Source organism: Virgibacillus dokdonensis, assembly GCF_900166595.1.
GTDB classification, from domain to species: Bacteria; Bacillota; Bacilli; order Bacillales; family Amphibacillaceae; genus Virgibacillus; species Virgibacillus dokdonensis.
This window is the reverse complement of the sequence record NZ_LT745763.1, coordinates 4136347-4153004: the sequence shown is the minus strand read 5'-3', so window position 1 is coordinate 4153004 and position 16658 is coordinate 4136347. Positions and strand designations below refer to the sequence as shown.

The following is a 16658-nucleotide window of genomic DNA, read 5'->3' as shown; positions in this document are numbered from 1 at the left end:
GTGGGTCAAAAAGTAAATCCAACTGGTCTTCGCGTTGGCGTCATTAAAGACTGGGAGTCAAAATGGTATGCCGGCAAGGACTATGCAGACTTATTACATGAAGACATTAAGATTAGAGAATACTTGGAAAACCGCTTGAAGATAGCTGCTGTTTCATCTATTGATATTGAGCGTGCAGCAAACCGAGTGAATATTACGATTCATACTGGTAAACCAGGTATGGTTATCGGTAAAGGCGGTTCTGAAGTGGAATCTTTGCGTAAAGCTTTAAATAGCTTAACTGGCAAGCGAGTTCACATCAATATTGTAGAAATTAAAAAAGTAGATCTTGATGCAACATTAGTTGCTGAAAATATTGCTCGTCAATTAGAAAACCGTATTTCTTTCCGTCGTGCACAAAAGCAATCCATTCAACGTGCGATGCGTGCTGGCGCAAAAGGAATTAAAACACAAGTATCCGGACGTCTTGGTGGCGCAGACATCGCTCGTGCGGAACATTATAGTGAAGGGACAGTACCACTACACACATTAAGAGCTGATATCGATTACGGTACAGCAGAAGCAGACACTACGTATGGTAAGTTAGGTGTCAAAGTGTGGGTATACCGTGGAGAAGTCCTTCCAACGAAAACTGACAAATAAGGAAGGGGGCACTGCATTATGTTAATGCCTAAACGTGTGAAATATCGTAGACAACATCGTGGTAAAATGAGAGGCCAAGCCAAAGGTGGCACAAGTGTTGCTTTCGGTGAATATGGTCTACAAGCAGTAGAAGCGTCGTGGATTACTAGCCGTCAAATCGAGGCTGCTCGTATTGCAATGACTCGTTACATGAAACGTGGCGGTAAAGTTTGGATAAAAATCTTTCCTGACAAGCCATATACTGCAAAACCCCTAGAGGTTCGTATGGGTTCCGGTAAAGGTGCTCCAGAAGGATGGGTAGCAGTAGTAAAACCAGGAAAAATCATGTTTGAAATCGCTGGTGTACCAGAAGAAGTTGCTCGTGAAGCGTTACGTCTTGCTTCTCACAAACTTCCGATTAAAACAAAATTTGTAAAACGTGAAGAAATTGGTGGTGAAAGCAATGAAGGCTAATGAGATTAGAGAACTAACCACTGCCGAAATTGAACAAAAAGTAAAAGACTTAAAAGAAGAGCTATTCAACTTACGCTTCCAGCTTGCAACTGGCCAACTAGAAAACACTGCGCGTATTCGTCAGGTAAGAAAGTCAATTGCTCGCATGAAAACTGTTGTTCGTCAGCGTGAATTAAGCGTAAATAACTAGAATCTCGAGAGGAGGTAAACCTCAAAATGACAGAACGTAATGATCGTAAAGTTTACACTGGACGTGTTGTCTCTGACAAAATGGATAAAACCATTTCTGTTCTAGTGGAAACATATAAATTCCACAAGCTATACGGCAAGCGTGTTAAATATTCAAAAAAATTCAAAGCACATGATGAGAATAACCAAGCAAAAGTTGGCGATATCGTAAGCATCATGGAAACTCGTCCGCTATCAGCTACAAAACATTTTCGCCTCGTTGAGATTGTTGAAGAAGCGGTAATTATATAATAAAGTTCGCTCGGAAGGTATCCGAAGGGAGGTTACAGCGATATGATTCAACAGGAAACACGTTTAAAAGTTGCAGATAACTCTGGTGCACGTGAACTATTAACTATTAAAGTATTGGGCGGATCCGGACGAAAAACCGCTAATATTGGCGACGTTGTTGTTTGTACGGTAAAAGAAGCAACACCAGGCGGCGTTGTCAAAAAAGGTGATGTTGTAAGAGCTGTTATTGTACGTTCGAAATCTGGTGCACGTCGTAAAGATGGTTCATATATTCGTTTTGATGAAAATGCAGCGGTAATTGTTCGTGATGATAAGAGTCCAAGAGGAACTCGTATTTTTGGACCAGTTGCACGTGAATTGCGTGATGCAAAATTCATGAAAATCGTATCTCTTGCTCCAGAAGTATTATAAGTGTGTGTTCAAAAAGAGGATGATTGAATTTTGATTTTCAACAGGCTTTTAAAGTCAACCAGAATTTCAAGATGCCTTCTTCCTATAAATTTTGAACAGCCTTTATAAGCTAAAATTTAGCCTTGTTAGGAGGTGCGTTAAGCATGCATGTAAAAAAAGGTGATAAAGTAAAAGTTATTTCCGGCAAAGACCGCGGAAAAGAAGGCACTATCTTAGAAGCATACCCGAAAAAAGAGCGTGTGCTTGTAGAAGGAATTAACATGATTAAAAAACATGCCAAACCTTCCCAAGAAAATCCACAAGGTGGAATTCTTAATCAGGAGGCACCAATTCATGTTTCTAACGTGATGCCAATAGATCGTAAAACCGGAGAGCCAACCCGTGTTGGTTACGAAGTACGTGATGGAAAGAAAGTCCGTATCGCTAAGAAATCCGGAGAAGCGTTAGATAAATAGGTTCAGCGAAAGGAGGGCGACATGATGAATCAATTAAAGAAAAAATATCAAGATGAAGTACTACCATCTTTAATGAATAAATTTAACTATGAGTCTGTAATGCAAGTACCAGCTATTGAAAAAATAGTAGTGAACATGGGTGTTGGTGATGCAGTTCAGAACTCAAAAGCTTTGGATAATGCTGTCGAAGAGTTGGCGTTAATTTCTGGACAAAAGCCAATGATTACTCGTGCAAAAAAATCGATCGCTGGATTCCGCCTACGTGAAGGAATGCCGATTGGTGCTAAAGTAACCCTTCGCGGTGAGCGTATGTACGAATTTTTACAAAAACTAGTTGCTGTATCACTTCCACGTGTACGTGACTTCCGTGGTGTGTCTAAAAAGGCATTTGATGGTCGTGGAAACTACACTTTAGGAGTGAAAGAACAGCTTATTTTCCCAGAAATTAATTATGATAAAGTGAGTAAGATTCGTGGGATGGACATTGTTATCGTAACAACATCTAACACGGATGAAGAAGCTCGTGAACTTCTTACTCAGTTAGGCATGCCTTTCCAAAAGTAAGCAAAAGAGCGAATACAAGGAGGGAAAATAGTGGCTAAAAAATCAATGATTGCAAAGCAAAAACGTCCGCAAAAATACCAAGTACGTGAATATACACGCTGTGAGCGCTGTGGACGTCCGCATTCTGTAATCCGTAAATTTAAACTTTGCCGTATTTGTTTCCGTGAACTTGCCTATAAAGGTCAAATTCCTGGTGTCAAAAAAGCAAGCTGGTAAAACCCGATTTTGGGAAGGAGGTAATGATGAATGGTTATGACAGATCCAATTGCAGATATGCTTACTCGCATTCGTAATGCGAATATGGTAAGACATGAAAAGTTAGAGCTTCCAGCATCAAAGATGAAAAAAGAGATCGCTGATATTCTTAAACGAGAAGGTTTCGTTACAGATTATGAGCTTGTAGAAGATAACAAGCAAGGTGTTCTTCGCATCTTCCTTAAATATGGAGCAAACGAAGAGCGTGTAATTACAGGTATTAAACGTATAAGTAAACCAGGATTACGTGTTTATGCGAAAGCTGATGAAGTACCACGTGTACTTAACGGTTTAGGAATTGCTATCGTTTCAACTTCAAAAGGTGTGCTTTCTGACAAAGAAGCGCGTTCTCAAGCTGTTGGCGGCGAAGTATTAGCATACGTGTGGTAATAGAGTAGTTAAAGAAGAGGAGGTGCATGAAATGTCTCGTATAGGACTGAAGCCAATCGAAGTTCCTGAAGGAGTAGAAGTGAAATTCGATGGAACTGTCGTTACAGTTAAAGGACCTAAAGGTGAATTAACAAGAAATCTACATCAAGATATTAAAGTTAACATGGAAGGCAACGTGATTAAGCTAGAGCGCCCAAGCGATCATAAGGATCATCGCGCATTACACGGTACGACACGTAGCCTCATTAACAATATGGTTGAAGGTGTAAGTAAAGGGTTTGAAAAATCGCTTGAAATCATCGGTGTTGGTTACCGTGCGCAGAAGCAGGGAAATAAAGTAATCGTCAACGCTGGTTACTCACACCCTGTAGAAATCGATCCAATTGACGGGATTGAAATTGACGTACCAAAAAACACACAACTTATTGTTAAAGGTATTGATAAGGAGCTTGTTGGAGCTGTTGCTTCTAAAATTAGAGCAATTCGCCCACCAGAGCCTTATAAAGGTAAAGGAATCCGTTACGAAGGTGAATATGTACGTCGTAAAGAAGGTAAAACTGCCAAGTAAGATTAGGTAGCAGAAAGGAGTGACCTAAGTGATTACAAAACCTGATAAAAATATGGTGCGTAAGAGAAGGCACGCTCGTGTACGTAAAACCGTTCACGGAACAGCACAGCGTCCTCGTCTAAACGTCTACCGTTCAAATAAACACATCTATGTACAGCTTATTGATGATACAAGTGGAAACACAGTGGTTAGTGCCTCTACAAAAGATAACGAGTTGAACTTAACAGGTGCAACTGGTAATGTAGAAGCAGCAAGACAAGTCGGAGAAGCAATAGCTAAACGTGCTCAGGATAAAGGTTACAAATCGGTTGTCTTTGACCGCGGTGGCTACCTTTATCATGGACGTGTGAAAGCTTTAGCAGAGGCTGCAAGAGAAGCAGGTCTTGAATTTTAAACGATAAAGGAGGGACATACATGAATAAAAACATTGATCCGAACAAATTAGATCTTGAAGAACGTGTTGTTGCGGTAAACCGTGTTGCAAAAGTTGTTAAAGGTGGTCGTAATTTCCGCTTTGCAGCTCTAGTTGTTGTCGGAGACAAGAATGGTCATGTAGGTTTTGGTACAGGAAAAGCACAAGAAGTACCAGAAGCAATTAAAAAAGCAGTAGATGATGCGAAGAAAAATTTAATTACAGTACCTATTGTTGGAACTACCATCCCACATGCAATTCATGGTCGATTTGGCTCAGGTAATGTATTGTTGAAACCAGCTACGGAAGGTACAGGAGTTATCTCTGGTGGTCCAGTACGTGCGATTTTAGAGCTTGCTGGTGTTGGTGATATACTAACAAAATCATTAGGTTCTAATACGCCGATTAATATGATTCGTGCAACAATCAATGGTTTAACAAACTTAAAGCGCGCAGAAGATGTAGCAAAACTACGTGGAAAGTCTGTAGAAGAACTGTTAGGATAAGGAGGGAACTGTTATGTCTAAAAAACTAGAAATAACCCTCACGCGCAGTGTTATTGGTGGAACAGAAGTTCAAAGAAAAACTGTTCAAGCATTGGGATTAAAGAAAATTCGTCAATCGGTTGTTCATGAAGATACTCCAGCTCTTCGCGGCATGGTCAATAAAGTATCTCATTTACTAACGGTTAAAGAGGTTTAAATAAGAAATAAGCGTAAGAGGAGGTGCTCGCATGAAACTTCATGAATTGAAGGCTGCAGAAGGTACACGTAAAAACCGTAATCGTGTAGGTCGTGGAATGTCATCTGGCAACGGGAAAACATCAGGACGTGGACATAAAGGTCAAAAAGCGCGCTCTGGTGGCGGTACTCGTCCAGGGTTTGAAGGTGGTCAGTTACCACTATTCCAACGCTTGCCAAAACGTGGGTTTACAAACATTCATCGTAAAGAGTTTGCTATTGTAAATGTAGAAACGTTAAATCGGTTTGAAGAAGGCACAGAAATAACACCTGAGCTATTACTGGAAGAAGGCGTAGTTAGCAAGTTGAAAGCAGGTATTAAAGTACTTGGCAACGGCTCGATCGAGAAAAAACTAACAGTAAAAGCTCACAAGTTCTCTGCTTCCGCTAAAGAAGCAATCGAGGCAGCGGGCGGTCAAACAGAGGTGATTTAATGTTCCGTACAATCTCCAATTTTATGCGCGTAGGTGATATAAGACGGAAAATAATTTTCACGCTATTAATGTTGGTTGTCTTCCGTCTTGGCACGTTTATACCTGTGCCATTTACTGATAAGCAGGCAATTGACTTTATGAATTCCCAAAATGTGTTTGGCTTTTTAAACACATTCGGTGGTGGCGCATTGCAAAATTTCTCCATCTTTGCGATGGGGATTATGCCTTATATTACGGCGTCTATTATTATGCAATTGCTACAAATGGATGTCGTACCTAAATTTGCTGAGTGGAAAAAACAAGGTGATGCAGGCAGAAAAAAGCTTGCCCAAGTCACGCGTTACGGTACCATTGTGCTTGCTTTTATCCAAGCGATTGCTATGTCAGTAGGATTTAATGCTATGGCTGGTGGTATGTTAATTGCTGATCCTGGTCCCATGAAATTTATTGTGATTGCCATTGTTTTAACGAGTGGGACAGCATTTTTAATGTGGCTTGGAGAACAAATTACTGCGAATGGAGTCGGTAATGGAATTTCGATTATCATTTTTGCAGGTATTGTTGCAGCAGTACCAAATGGCGTACAACAGCTATACAGCCAGTATTTTATTAACCCTGGCGAAGAACTGTTCATTAATATTGTTATTGTTGCGTTGATTGCTTTGGTTGTGGTTGCCGTAACCGTTGGAGTTATTTTTATTCAACAAGCGTTACGTAAAATACCCGTTCAATATGCAAAAAAACTTGTCAATCGTTCTCCAGTAGGCGGTCAGTCAACACACTTACCTTTAAAAGTGAACGCTGCTGGTGTTATTCCAGTTATCTTTGCCATTGCGTTTATTATGGCGCCAAGTACAATTGCGACCTTCTTTGAAGGAAACGATATTGCTGCAACCATCCAACGTATCTTTGATTATACACAGCCGATAGGTATGGTTATCTATGTTGCGTTAATTATCGCCTTTACGTATTTCTATACGTTTGTTCAAGTAAACCCAGAGCAAATGGCTGAGAATTTACAAAAACAAGGTGGTTATGTACCTGGGATTCGTCCAGGTAAAAACACAGAGGCCTATTTGACTAGAGTACTGTACCGTCTCACATTCGTAGGTGCACTATTCTTAGCTGCTGTATCTGTCTTACCGCTTGCTTTAAGCGGCGTTGCTAACTTGCCGCAGTCCATACAAATTGGCGGAACTAGTTTACTGATTGTTGTAGGAGTAGCGCTTCAGACGATGAAGCAATTGGAAAGTCAATTGGTGAAACGTCACTATAAAGGTTTTATTAAGTAATTTTGCCGAAGACGAGAGCGAGGGGAAATCTGTTGAACTTAATTTTAATGGGCCTGCCCGGTGCTGGAAAAGGCACACAGGCAGAGAAAATAAACGAAAAATATGATATCCCTCATATTTCAACAGGAGATATGTTCCGTTTAGCTATTAAAGAGGGAACAGACTTAGGTAAAAAAGCAAAAGCGTACATGGACCGAGGAGAACTTGTTCCAGATGAAGTTACGAATGGTATTGTTAAAGAACGCTTGAGTAAAAATGATTGTAAACATGGATTTTTATTGGATGGTTTCCCAAGGACTATTGCTCAAGCAGAAGCATTACAAAGTCTATTGCAGGATATCAATCAATCCATTGATTACGTCATTCATGTAGATGTACCAGAAGAAAAATTAGTGGAGCGTCTAACTGGTCGTAGAATTTGTCCAACATGCGGAACAACGTACCATGTAGTTTATAATCCGCCAAAAGAAGACGGGGTCTGTGATAAAGATGGCTCAACCTTAATCCAACGTGATGACGATAAGCCAGCTACGGTGAAAAAGCGTCTATCTGTAAATATAGAACAGACGAAGCCGTTATTAGACTTTTATAATGAAAAAGGATATCTAGTAACAGTTAATGGCGATCAGGATATTGATCAAGTGTTTCAAGATATTCAAGCTAAAGTACAATAATAGCCTTAGAATTGTATGAAGTGCATTTCTAGTAATGAAAAGTTATAATAAGTCGTGAAGTACAGTGCGGCATATTTCTATATAGATAATAAGGTGACACAGGATATAAAAGTGAGTAATTCTTTTCAATAAACAGGCACTTATATAAACTATAGCCTAAGTGAAGGTGATCGTTGTTGAACGAAGATGATTCGATACCGCGGATAGGTCAAGTTGTTCGAATTATGCAAGGTCGTGAAGCGGGTCAATATGCAGTCGTTATTAAATCTGTCGATGATAAGTATGTCTTGCTTGCAGATGGGGAAAAACGTAAATATGATCGACCAAAGAAAAAGAATCTTCATCATATCGAGTTAATGGATTATATTTCTCCAGAAGTCCAAAACAGCCTTCTAGAAACTGGTCGTGTCACAAATGGTAAACTGCGATTTGCCATAGCGAAATTTATCAATGAAGTTGTGACTGATTTGAAGAAGGGAGATCAACACGATGGCGAAAGACGATGTAATTGAAGTGGAAGGAACCGTAACCGAAACATTGCCGAATGCGATGTTTAAAGTCGAATTGGAAAACGGTCATACTGTATTAGCCCACGTATCCGGGAAAATTCGTATGCACTTTATTCGCATTCTTCCTGGCGACAAAGTAACGGTTGAACTTTCTCCGTATGATTTAACTAGAGGACGTATTACGTACCGTTATAAATAAGTGAGCTCCGATATTAAAGGAGGTAAAGATGATGAAAGTAAGAGCATCTGTAAAACCCATTTGCGAAAAATGTAAAGTCATTAAACGAAATGGTAAAGTAATGGTTATTTGTGAAAATCCAAAGCATAAACAAAAACAAGGATAACAAACAGGAGGTGTTAAAGCTTTATGGCACGTATTGCAGGTATTGATGTCCCACGTGATAAACGCGTAGTCATTTCCCTAACGTATATTTACGGTATTGGAAAAACTACTGCTCAAAAAATCCTTAAAGAAGCAGGCGTTTCTGAAGACACTCGTGTACGCGACCTTACTGAGGACGAATTAGGAAGAATTCGTAAAGCTACAGACGAGTATACCATTGAAGGAGACCTTCGTCGTGAAGTATCTCTAAATATTAAACGTCTTATCGAGATCGGCTCATATCGCGGAATCCGCCATCGTCGTGGACTTCCTCTTCGTGGACAAAAAACAAAAAATAATTCACGTACTCGTAAAGGGCCGCGTCGCGCGATCGCTGGAAAGAAAAAATAAATGTTAAAGGAGGTTAAAAGGTAATGGCACAAAAGTCAAGCGCACGTAAACGTCGTGTGAAAAAAAATATTGAGTCAGGTATATCCCATATCCGTTCAACATTTAATAACACCATCGTTACGATTACAGATACGCAAGGAAATGTTCTTGGATGGAGTTCTGCTGGTGCATTGGGCTTTAAAGGTTCAAAGAAATCTACTCCATTTGCTGCCCAAATGGCAGCTGAAACTGCTGCTAAATCTGCAATTGACCATGGTATGAAAACTCTTGAAGTAACCGTTAAAGGACCAGGAGCCGGCCGTGAAGCAGCTATTCGTTCTCTTCAGGCAGCAGGTTTGGAAGTTACAGCTATTCGTGATGTAACGCCAGTACCACATAACGGTTGCCGCCCACCAAAACGTCGTCGTGTATAATTATACCGTATATAATTTGTCACCCTGTCTATAATGGGTTATGATAGCTAAAAGTCTAAAGGTTGGTTTTCCTTTAGGAATAGAGCTTCCAGAAGACAAGAACGTACGAAAGATTTACAAGTAGTGCAGAAACGCCAACTGCATTTTTGAGGAATTTCGGTTAGACCGCTGTCTAACCGGGGTTTCGACGTTTTAAAGGAGGGTTTTATGAAATGATCGAAATTGAAAAACCAAAAATTGAGACGGTAGAAATCAGCGATGATGCTACATTTGGAAAATTCGTAGTCGAACCGCTTGAACGTGGATATGGTACCACTCTAGGAAACTCCTTGCGTCGTATCCTACTATCCTCACTTCCAGGTGCTGCTGTGACTTCAGTTCAAATTGATGGAGCGCTACATGAATTTTCAACGATTGATGGTGTTGTTGAAGATGTAACAACAATTATTTTGAACTTGAAAAAATTAGCGCTAAAAATCTACTCAGATGAAGAAAAGACATTGGAGATTGATGTGCAGGGAGAAGGAAAAGTTACGGCTGCAGATCTAACCTATGATAGTGATGTAGAGGTCCTAAATCCGGATTTGTTAATTGCTACATTGAATAACAAAGGCAGCTTGTATATGAAAATTACTGCAGAACGTGGACGTGGGTATCGACCTGCTGAAGCAAACAAACGTGATGATCAGCCAATCGGGATAATTCCAGTTGACTCCATTTTTACTCCAGTATCACGTGTAACCTACCAAGTAGAGAATACACGTGTTGGTCAAGTAGCTAACTTTGATAAATTAACATTAGATGTACGTACAGATGGCAGTATTCGTCCAGAAGAAGCTGTTTCTTTAGGTGCGAAAGTCTTTACAGAGCATCTTAATATTTTTGTAGGTTTAACAGATGAAGCGAAAAACGCTGAAGTGATGGTCGAGAAGGAAGAAGACCAAAAAGAAAAAGTGATGGAAATGACGATTGAAGAACTTGATCTTTCTGTCAGGTCCTATAACTGTCTAAAGCGTGCTGGGATTAACACCGTACAAGAACTAGCAAATAAATCTGAAGAAGATATGATGAAGGTACGCAATCTTGGACGTAAGTCGTTAGAAGAAGTAAAAGTGAAGCTTAACGATTTAGGTCTTGGCTTGCGAGACGATGACTAATCATATAGACATCATTAGAAAATTACGGCACACGGATAAATAGTGCTTGCATATACGAATTACTCCATTCAGTATTTTTAGTTTGCTTTCGTTCGTTGCATCACTTTTTTGCGTTTTGGAAAAGGATCTGTCATCGCTTTTTTACGAAGAGTAGAGGATGTGCGTAGGAAAAGATAAAACAAGGTAGACCTAATGTGAGTATACAAGGTCGTTTGAATGGAAGTTTTTAAAAGTCATCAAAGAAAGGGAGGGATAGTCCATGGCTAGAAAATTAGGTCGTACATCGGATCAACGCATGGCGCTACTTCGTAATCTTGCTTCTGATTTAATTATTCATGAGCGGATTGAAACAACAGAAGCCAAAGCGAAGGAGTTAAAATCCGTTGTTGATAAAATGATTACATTAGGCAAACGTGGGGATCTGCACGCACGCCGTCAAGCAGCCTCATTTCTATATAATCAAGAAGCTAATGAAGATCAAAACGTTATTCAGAAGCTTTTCAATGATGTGGCTCCGCGTTACGAAGACCGTCAAGGTGGGTACACACGTGTTCTTAAACTGGGCGCTCGTCAAGGTGATGGTGCGAAAATGGCAATCATTGAACTAGTTTAATGTAACCACAGGCGACAAGGGCAGGACTGAATCTCTTCTACGAGGTACATCCAAGCCCTTTTTTTGTCTATAGGAAAGTATAAAGTTTCTAGGATTATAGTATCAGCAAACCAACGGCTTCCACCATAAGATGCGGCGACAAGCCAAGTTTTTCTAATACTATAATTTGCGTTTTGTAACAAGTACCCTTTTTGGCAAGAGGAGGAGTTTAGATGAGTAGCAATGAAAAATTGGTAGAGTTTAGAAATGTATCATTTCGATATGGAGCAGAGCAGCCATGGGTACTGAAAAACTGTAGCTTTGAGATCGATCGCGAAGAATGGGTTGCCATTATTGGTCATAATGGTTCGGGGAAATCTACCATAGCTAAATTAATGAATGGACTTTTATTTCCGCAAGAAGGGGAAATTTATGTAGCTGGGAAAAAAGTGCAGGAAGATACCATTTGGGATGTACGTAAAGATGTCGGCATGGTGTTTCAAAATCCAGATAATCAATTTGTAGGTACAACGGTACAAGACGATGTTGCATTTGGCATGGAGAATAGAGGTTTTCCAAGAGAGGAAATGCTACAGCGACTTGATGATGTGTTACATGCAGTTGGCATGGTGGATTATCGCTTAACGGAGCCTCATCGTCTATCTGGTGGACAAAAGCAACGTATAGCTATTGCAAGCGTGCTAGCTGTATCTCCCAAAGTGCTTATTTTAGATGAAGCAACAGCGATGTTAGACCCAAGAGGAAGAAGAGATATTATGCAAACCGTCGCTCATTTGCAAGCAAATAAGGATGTATCCTTACTAACAATTACACACGACCTGCAAGAAATTGTCCAAGCAGATCGGGTTATTGTAATGAATGAAGGTCAAGTTTGGGACGAGTCTCATCCGAGAGAGCTTTTTTCTAAGCAAGATGATCTACTTGCAATTGGATTAGATGTTCCGTTTATTGCTTCCTTAGCAAAAGCTTTAAAACAGACGGGCATTCCCATCACAAAAGAACCATTAAATCATGAAGAACTGTTGGAGGAACTATGGACATTACATTCGAGAACGTAAGCTATATCTATCAACAGCACTCCCCATTTGCTCATAAAGCGATTGACCAATTAAGCTTTCATATCCCTTCTGGAACATTTGTAGCCATTGTAGGTCATACGGGTTCAGGGAAATCAACTTTAATTCAGCATTTAAATGGTCTTGTTCAGCCGACAGCAGGAAAAGTAAAGATAGGAGACTTTGAGCTCACGGCAGAAAAAAAGCCGAAACATATGAAACAGCTAAGAAGCAAGGTCGGTGTCGTATTTCAATATCCGGAGCATCAACTATTTGAAGAGACGGTTGCGAAGGATATTAGCTTTGGACCTAAAAATTTTGGTGTTGGGGATAGCGAAATACAACGGCGAGTGACAGAAGCATTACAAGCTGTTGGTTTATCAGCAGATTATGTAGAGCGCTCCCCCTTTGATTTAAGTGGTGGGCAAATGCGCAGGGTCGCTATTGCTGGTGTTTTAGCTACAAAACCAAACGTCCTTGTCTTAGATGAACCGACTGCAGGACTTGATCCAAGAGGGCAAAAAGAAATGATGGAGATGTTTTATGAACGCCATCGGTCTGAACAGCTTACAACGATACTCGTCACACATAGCATGGAGGATGCCGTTACGTATGCGGATCATGTCATTATTTTAAATAAAGGTAGTAAATATATGGAAGGGAAACCAGAGGAAGTGTTTGTGCAAAAGGAAGCATTGCAACAAGTTCAACTGGATGTTCCCGAAATGGTAGCCTTTATTAATCGTTGGAATGAAAAATTTCACACCAAACTCCCTTTTACGAAGCAGTCTGAGCGCGAATTAGCAACTGCTATTACCGCCGTGCTTAAAGGAGGGAAAAGCCATGAATAATGCCATGGTTATTGGTCAGTACGTACCAGGGAACTCCGTTGTTCACCGATTAGACCCACGAACGAAGATTACAATTATATTTATCTTTGTGTTTGTCGTCTTTTTAGCGAACAATGTGTGGAGCTATACAATATTAACTGTTTTCGCACTTTTAAGTATGATAACATCTCGTGTACCATTACGATTTGTTTTAAAGGGTTTAATGCCTGTATGGTTTTTAATTATTTTTACCTTTCTACTCCATGTAATTATTACAAAAGAAGGTGATGTCGTATTCGAGATTTTTACCTTTCAAGTATACTCTGGTGGGTTAATTCAAGGTTTTGCTATTTCCATGCGATTCTTTCTACTTATTTTAGTCACGTCGCTACTAACATTGACAACAACACCGATAGAAATAACGGATGCGATTGAAAGCATGTTGCAACCATTAAAAAAAGTGAAATTTCCGGTTCATGAATTGGCGTTAATGATGTCGATATCACTCCGTTTCATTCCAACGTTGTTACAAGAAACAGATAAAATCTCAAAAGCGCAAGCGTCACGTGGCGTTGACTTTCGAACAGGGAAGCTCAAAGATCGCATACAAGCCGTCGTGCCATTGCTCGTTCCCTTATTCGTCAGTGCTTTCAAACGAGCAGAAGAGCTAGCTATGGCGATGGAAGCGAGAGGCTATCAAGGTGGCGAAGGTCGTACCAAGTTACGAGAATTAAAATTTACGAAGCTAGACGTAGGAATATACATTTTATTTATATTCGTCATCTTAGGACTATTTTTTACAAGGAACTAGATAGAAAGGCTGCAAAAACATGGAACGACTAAAATGTACACTTCAATATGACGGCTCTCATTTCTCGGGCTTTCAAATCCAACCTGGAAAAAGAACCGTACAAGGAATACTAGAAAAAGCATTACAAAAAATGCATAAAGGTGAACCTGTACGCATTCATCCTTCAGGGAGAACCGATACAGGCGTTCATGCGAAAGGACAGACGATTCACTTTGATTCTCCATACAACATCCCTATGTACAATTGGAAGCAAGCATTAAACACCTTGCTCCCTGATGACATTTATGTTAAGCAGGTAGAAGTGGTTCCTAATACGTTCCACGCTAGGTATGATGTAGTAGAGAAGGAATATCGTTATTATGTTTATCATGCAAAGGAACCGGATGTATTTAGACGCCATTATGCTTATTTTTTCCCGTATGCATTAGACGTTGCTTCCATGCAAGTAGCATGCCGTTATTTGGAAGGAACGCATGATTTTACAACCTTTTCCTCTGCTAAAGCAACAACAAGAGGGAGCAAACAGCGTACGCTTTATCAAGTAACCTGTGAAAAAAGAGGCGCCGAAATCGAATTTATTTTTCGCGGCAGCGGATTTTTATATAATATGGTGCGCATCATCGTTGGTGTAATATTAGACATAGGTCAAGGAAGGCGAGAAGCGTCTGATATAGCTGTTTTACTGTCAAAAAGGGATAGACGTGCAGTAGGAGAAACAGTGCCCGCACAAGGCCTCTATTTGTGTCGTGTGAAATACTAATTATTCTTGCAAGTGATAAGGGTAGTGATTTGCGGCAACACAAACCATTTGGAAGAGTGTAACTACTAATCCAAACGGAATAAATAGGGTGGTGCGCATTTGGGTGGGACATGGTAAAGAGCCTATATTAAAGCATTCTTTGCTCTATGGGTGAAAAAAGGCGATCTCGTAAAGTTGAAGAGGAATAAACCTTGACATAATAGTGATATTTGGTGTATTATGATTAATGGCATTTTATTTCTAAACCATGATTAGCCCCGGAAACTAATTATGTTGAAATAGACGAACGAATAGAAATTTGAATTTAATTATTTTGGAGGGAAAGACACATGCGCACAACTTTCATGGCAAATGAAAATAATATCGAACGCAAATGGCTAGTTGTTGATGCAGAAGGCAAACGATTAGGTCGTTTAGCAAGTGAAGTTGCTGCGATCCTTCGTGGAAAGCATAAACCAACTTACACGCCACATGCAGATACAGGTGACCATGTCATCATCATTAACGCAGAGAAAATTGAATTAACTGGTAATAAACTAACAGATAAAAAATACTACCGTCATACAAACCACCCTGGTGGTTTAAAAGAACGTAATGCAGAGGAAATGCGTACAAAATATCCTGAGCGTATGCTAGAGATGGCAGTTAAAGGAATGCTTCCAAACGGTCCTTTAGGTCGCAGAATGGCTAAGAAGCTTCATGTATTCAGAGGCGCTGAACACAATCATCAAGCACAAAAACCAGAAGTTTATGAGCTTCGTGGGTAATTAAAAGGAGGTAAATCATTTTGGCACAAGTACAATACTATGGCACAGGTCGTCGTAAAAAATCAACTGCGCGCGTACGTTTAGTACCTGGTACAGGCAACATTACAATTAACGGTCGTAATGCAGCTGATTATTTCCCATATGAAACACAGTTGTTAATTTTAAACCAACCACTTGTAGCAACAGAAACACAAGGAACATATGACATTATTGTCAACGTTCATGGTGGCGGCTTCACTGGTCAAGCAGGAGCTATCCGTCACGGAGTTGCACGTGCATTGCTAGAAGCTGATCCTGAGTACCGTAGCGCTCTAAAATCAGAGGGTTACCTAACTCGTGATGCTCGTATGAAAGAACGTTATAAATACGGTCTTAAAAAAGCACGTCGTGCACCACAGTTCTCAAAACGTTAATAAATCAACACTTGCAAATCCCTCAACCACCTATGGTTGGGGGATTTTACTGTATATGCGGTGCTTTAAAAACAGGGGGAAATTCACACGTAGCATACACGTAACATACAAGTAGCAGACAAATAATTTAGAGAAAAAGAAACTGTGGTTTTGAAATTAGGTTTGATACAATTACATTGATAAGATGGATTGGGATAGTGCAACAAACGGGCCATTTTGTTGTATAAGCAGAAGCTTCTGAGGTTGTCGAAGTAGTATTATATCTGATTTTATTTTTGTACAAAAGAGCAGCAGTTTACTTTAATGGGGGGTAATGTCAATGGAGAAGAATACCGGTGTAACATTTCAAGTGAGAATTACTGATTATGAAAAGGGGATAAAGTGGTATGAAAAGCTTTTTAACAGGAAACCTGACTTCATACCACACGGGGACTTTGCAGAGTGGGAGATTGTTCCTAACACGTGGCTTCAGGTTGCTAAAGGTGAACCAACAAATGGGAATGGTCCATTGAGGTTAGGTGTAGAAGACATTGAAAATGAAAGAAGAAGGCTTGTGGAAGTTTTAAACATAGAGATAGAAAGTGTTAACACCAGAGAAGGTGTCCCAGCTGCTTGGTGTTCTTTTGAAGACCCATACGGAAATAGGATTGGCTTGTATCAAGAAATTTAATGTAAAGTAATACATAGTTTAGACTTTATTCCAGACTAGGGCGCGTTTCTCTAAGAAATACGTCTGTTTTCATTTAAGGGACAGATTGTCAAAGTTTACTGGCTAAAAGATATTTAGAGGTTAATTTTTTTAAAAAAGACTAAATAGGCAGGATCAT

The 16658-nt window shown here is 39.9% G+C and carries 30 protein-coding genes; all 30 read left to right on the top strand.

Annotated elements, in window-relative coordinates; genetic code table 11:
* The 30 genes from rpsC (at nucleotide 1) to B2C77_RS20875 (ending at nucleotide 16501) form a co-directional block, all read left to right on the top strand.
* A complete protein-coding gene (gene rpsC / locus B2C77_RS21020) occupies nucleotides 1–642 on the top strand; it encodes a 30S ribosomal protein S3 (protein WP_077706772.1) in 642 nt (213 codons plus the stop codon).
* An 18-nt stretch (nucleotides 643–660) separates the two neighbouring features.
* A complete protein-coding gene (rplP, locus tag B2C77_RS21015) occupies nucleotides 661–1095 on the top strand; it encodes a 50S ribosomal protein L16 (protein ID WP_073012590.1) in 435 nt (144 codons plus the stop codon).
* Nucleotides 1085–1285, top strand: coding sequence for a 50S ribosomal protein L29 (gene rpmC, locus B2C77_RS21010; RefSeq protein ID WP_073012592.1), 201 nt, complete (start codon nucleotides 1085–1087; stop codon nucleotides 1283–1285). Before rplP ends, rpmC begins: the two co-directional genes overlap by 11 nt.
* Nucleotides 1286–1311: 26 nt before the next feature.
* The gene (gene rpsQ, locus B2C77_RS21005) at nucleotides 1312–1575 is read left to right on the top strand and encodes a 30S ribosomal protein S17 (protein WP_050349629.1); all 264 of its coding nucleotides are present in this window, start codon (nucleotides 1312–1314) and stop codon (nucleotides 1573–1575) included.
* A gap of 42 nt (nucleotides 1576–1617) precedes the next feature.
* A complete protein-coding gene (gene rplN / locus B2C77_RS21000) occupies nucleotides 1618–1986 on the top strand; it encodes a 50S ribosomal protein L14 (RefSeq protein ID WP_073012595.1) in 369 nt (122 codons plus the stop codon).
* Between the two features lie 143 nt (nucleotides 1987–2129).
* Nucleotides 2130–2441 carry a 50S ribosomal protein L24 gene (gene rplX / locus B2C77_RS20995; RefSeq protein ID WP_073012598.1) on the top strand — a complete coding sequence of 104 codons (312 nt, stop codon included), beginning with the start codon at nucleotides 2130–2132 and terminating at the stop codon, nucleotides 2439–2441.
* Nucleotides 2442–2465: 24 nt separating this feature from the next.
* On the top strand, nucleotides 2466–3005 hold the full coding sequence (gene rplE / locus B2C77_RS20990; RefSeq protein ID WP_073012600.1) for a 50S ribosomal protein L5: 540 nt from the start codon (nucleotides 2466–2468) through the stop codon (nucleotides 3003–3005).
* Nucleotides 3006–3035: 30 nt separating this feature from the next.
* On the top strand, nucleotides 3036–3221 hold the full coding sequence (locus tag B2C77_RS20985; protein ID WP_019375521.1) for a type Z 30S ribosomal protein S14: 186 nt from the start codon (nucleotides 3036–3038) through the stop codon (nucleotides 3219–3221).
* A 30-nt stretch (nucleotides 3222–3251) separates the two neighbouring features.
* Nucleotides 3252–3650 (top strand): 30S ribosomal protein S8, encoded by a 399-nt coding sequence (gene rpsH, locus B2C77_RS20980; protein WP_073012603.1) that lies wholly within the window; start codon nucleotides 3252–3254, stop codon nucleotides 3648–3650.
* 31 nt (nucleotides 3651–3681) lie between these two features.
* Nucleotides 3682–4218, top strand: a complete 537-nt coding sequence (gene rplF, locus B2C77_RS20975) for a 50S ribosomal protein L6 (protein ID WP_077706771.1) — start codon at nucleotides 3682–3684, stop codon at nucleotides 4216–4218.
* Nucleotides 4219–4246: 28 nt separating this feature from the next.
* Nucleotides 4247–4612 (top strand): 50S ribosomal protein L18, encoded by a 366-nt coding sequence (rplR, locus tag B2C77_RS20970; RefSeq protein ID WP_073012609.1) that lies wholly within the window; start codon nucleotides 4247–4249, stop codon nucleotides 4610–4612.
* A gap of 20 nt (nucleotides 4613–4632) precedes the next feature.
* The gene (gene rpsE, locus B2C77_RS20965) at nucleotides 4633–5136 is read left to right on the top strand and encodes a 30S ribosomal protein S5 (RefSeq protein ID WP_073012612.1); all 504 of its coding nucleotides are present in this window, start codon (nucleotides 4633–4635) and stop codon (nucleotides 5134–5136) included.
* Between the two features lie 13 nt (nucleotides 5137–5149).
* Nucleotides 5150–5332, top strand: coding sequence for a 50S ribosomal protein L30 (rpmD, locus tag B2C77_RS20960; protein WP_073012615.1), 183 nt, complete (start codon nucleotides 5150–5152; stop codon nucleotides 5330–5332).
* Between the two features lie 31 nt (nucleotides 5333–5363).
* Complete coding sequence (gene rplO, locus B2C77_RS20955; protein ID WP_073012618.1) at nucleotides 5364–5804, top strand: 50S ribosomal protein L15; 441 nt, start codon at nucleotides 5364–5366, stop codon at nucleotides 5802–5804.
* Nucleotides 5804–7096 carry a preprotein translocase subunit SecY gene (gene secY, locus B2C77_RS20950; RefSeq protein ID WP_077706770.1) on the top strand — a complete coding sequence of 431 codons (1293 nt, stop codon included), beginning with the start codon at nucleotides 5804–5806 and terminating at the stop codon, nucleotides 7094–7096. The genes rplO and secY overlap by 1 nt, the downstream gene beginning before the upstream one ends.
* Nucleotides 7097–7128: 32 nt before the next feature.
* Nucleotides 7129–7770, top strand: a complete 642-nt coding sequence (locus B2C77_RS20945; RefSeq protein ID WP_073012624.1) for an adenylate kinase — start codon at nucleotides 7129–7131, stop codon at nucleotides 7768–7770.
* A gap of 176 nt (nucleotides 7771–7946) precedes the next feature.
* Nucleotides 7947–8282, top strand: coding sequence for a KOW domain-containing RNA-binding protein (locus tag B2C77_RS20940; RefSeq protein WP_073012626.1), 336 nt, complete (start codon nucleotides 7947–7949; stop codon nucleotides 8280–8282).
* Nucleotides 8260–8478 (top strand): translation initiation factor IF-1, encoded by a 219-nt coding sequence (gene infA, locus B2C77_RS20935; RefSeq protein ID WP_003354757.1) that lies wholly within the window; start codon nucleotides 8260–8262, stop codon nucleotides 8476–8478. Before B2C77_RS20940 ends, infA begins: the two co-directional genes overlap by 23 nt.
* A 31-nt stretch (nucleotides 8479–8509) precedes the next feature.
* On the top strand, nucleotides 8510–8623 hold the full coding sequence (rpmJ, locus tag B2C77_RS20930; protein WP_005999442.1) for a 50S ribosomal protein L36: 114 nt from the start codon (nucleotides 8510–8512) through the stop codon (nucleotides 8621–8623).
* A gap of 23 nt (nucleotides 8624–8646) precedes the next feature.
* Nucleotides 8647–9012: a 30S ribosomal protein S13 gene (rpsM, locus tag B2C77_RS20925; protein ID WP_073012629.1), complete on the top strand. Its 366-nt coding sequence runs from the start codon at nucleotides 8647–8649 to the stop codon at nucleotides 9010–9012.
* A 23-nt stretch (nucleotides 9013–9035) separates the two neighbouring features.
* Nucleotides 9036–9425: a 30S ribosomal protein S11 gene (gene rpsK, locus B2C77_RS20920; RefSeq protein WP_073012631.1), complete on the top strand. Its 390-nt coding sequence runs from the start codon at nucleotides 9036–9038 to the stop codon at nucleotides 9423–9425.
* Nucleotides 9426–9637: 212 nt separating this feature from the next.
* Entirely contained in the window at nucleotides 9638–10582 is a 945-nt protein-coding gene (locus B2C77_RS20915; protein WP_077706769.1) for a DNA-directed RNA polymerase subunit alpha, read from the top strand.
* A 259-nt stretch (nucleotides 10583–10841) separates the two neighbouring features.
* Nucleotides 10842–11195, top strand: a complete 354-nt coding sequence (gene rplQ / locus B2C77_RS20910; RefSeq protein WP_073012637.1) for a 50S ribosomal protein L17 — start codon at nucleotides 10842–10844, stop codon at nucleotides 11193–11195.
* A 212-nt stretch (nucleotides 11196–11407) separates the two neighbouring features.
* Nucleotides 11408–12253, top strand: a complete 846-nt coding sequence (locus tag B2C77_RS20905; RefSeq protein ID WP_073012640.1) for an energy-coupling factor ABC transporter ATP-binding protein — start codon at nucleotides 11408–11410, stop codon at nucleotides 12251–12253.
* The gene (locus B2C77_RS20900) at nucleotides 12229–13101 is read left to right on the top strand and encodes an energy-coupling factor ABC transporter ATP-binding protein (RefSeq protein ID WP_077706768.1); all 873 of its coding nucleotides are present in this window, start codon (nucleotides 12229–12231) and stop codon (nucleotides 13099–13101) included. The genes B2C77_RS20905 and B2C77_RS20900 overlap by 25 nt, the downstream gene beginning before the upstream one ends.
* A complete protein-coding gene (locus tag B2C77_RS20895) occupies nucleotides 13094–13891 on the top strand; it encodes an energy-coupling factor transporter transmembrane component T family protein (RefSeq protein ID WP_077706767.1) in 798 nt (265 codons plus the stop codon). The genes B2C77_RS20900 and B2C77_RS20895 overlap by 8 nt, the downstream gene beginning before the upstream one ends.
* Nucleotides 13892–13910: 19 nt before the next feature.
* Nucleotides 13911–14651 carry a tRNA pseudouridine(38-40) synthase TruA gene (truA, locus tag B2C77_RS20890; protein ID WP_077706766.1) on the top strand — a complete coding sequence of 247 codons (741 nt, stop codon included), beginning with the start codon at nucleotides 13911–13913 and terminating at the stop codon, nucleotides 14649–14651.
* Nucleotides 14652–14980: 329 nt separating this feature from the next.
* Entirely contained in the window at nucleotides 14981–15418 is a 438-nt protein-coding gene (rplM, locus tag B2C77_RS20885; protein ID WP_077706765.1) for a 50S ribosomal protein L13, read from the top strand.
* Between the two features lie 20 nt (nucleotides 15419–15438).
* Nucleotides 15439–15831 carry a 30S ribosomal protein S9 gene (gene rpsI / locus B2C77_RS20880; RefSeq protein ID WP_073012653.1) on the top strand — a complete coding sequence of 131 codons (393 nt, stop codon included), beginning with the start codon at nucleotides 15439–15441 and terminating at the stop codon, nucleotides 15829–15831.
* Between the two features lie 319 nt (nucleotides 15832–16150).
* Entirely contained in the window at nucleotides 16151–16501 is a 351-nt protein-coding gene (locus B2C77_RS20875; RefSeq protein WP_141130782.1) for a VOC family protein, read from the top strand.
* The last annotated feature ends 157 nt before the right edge of the window (nucleotides 16502–16658 follow it).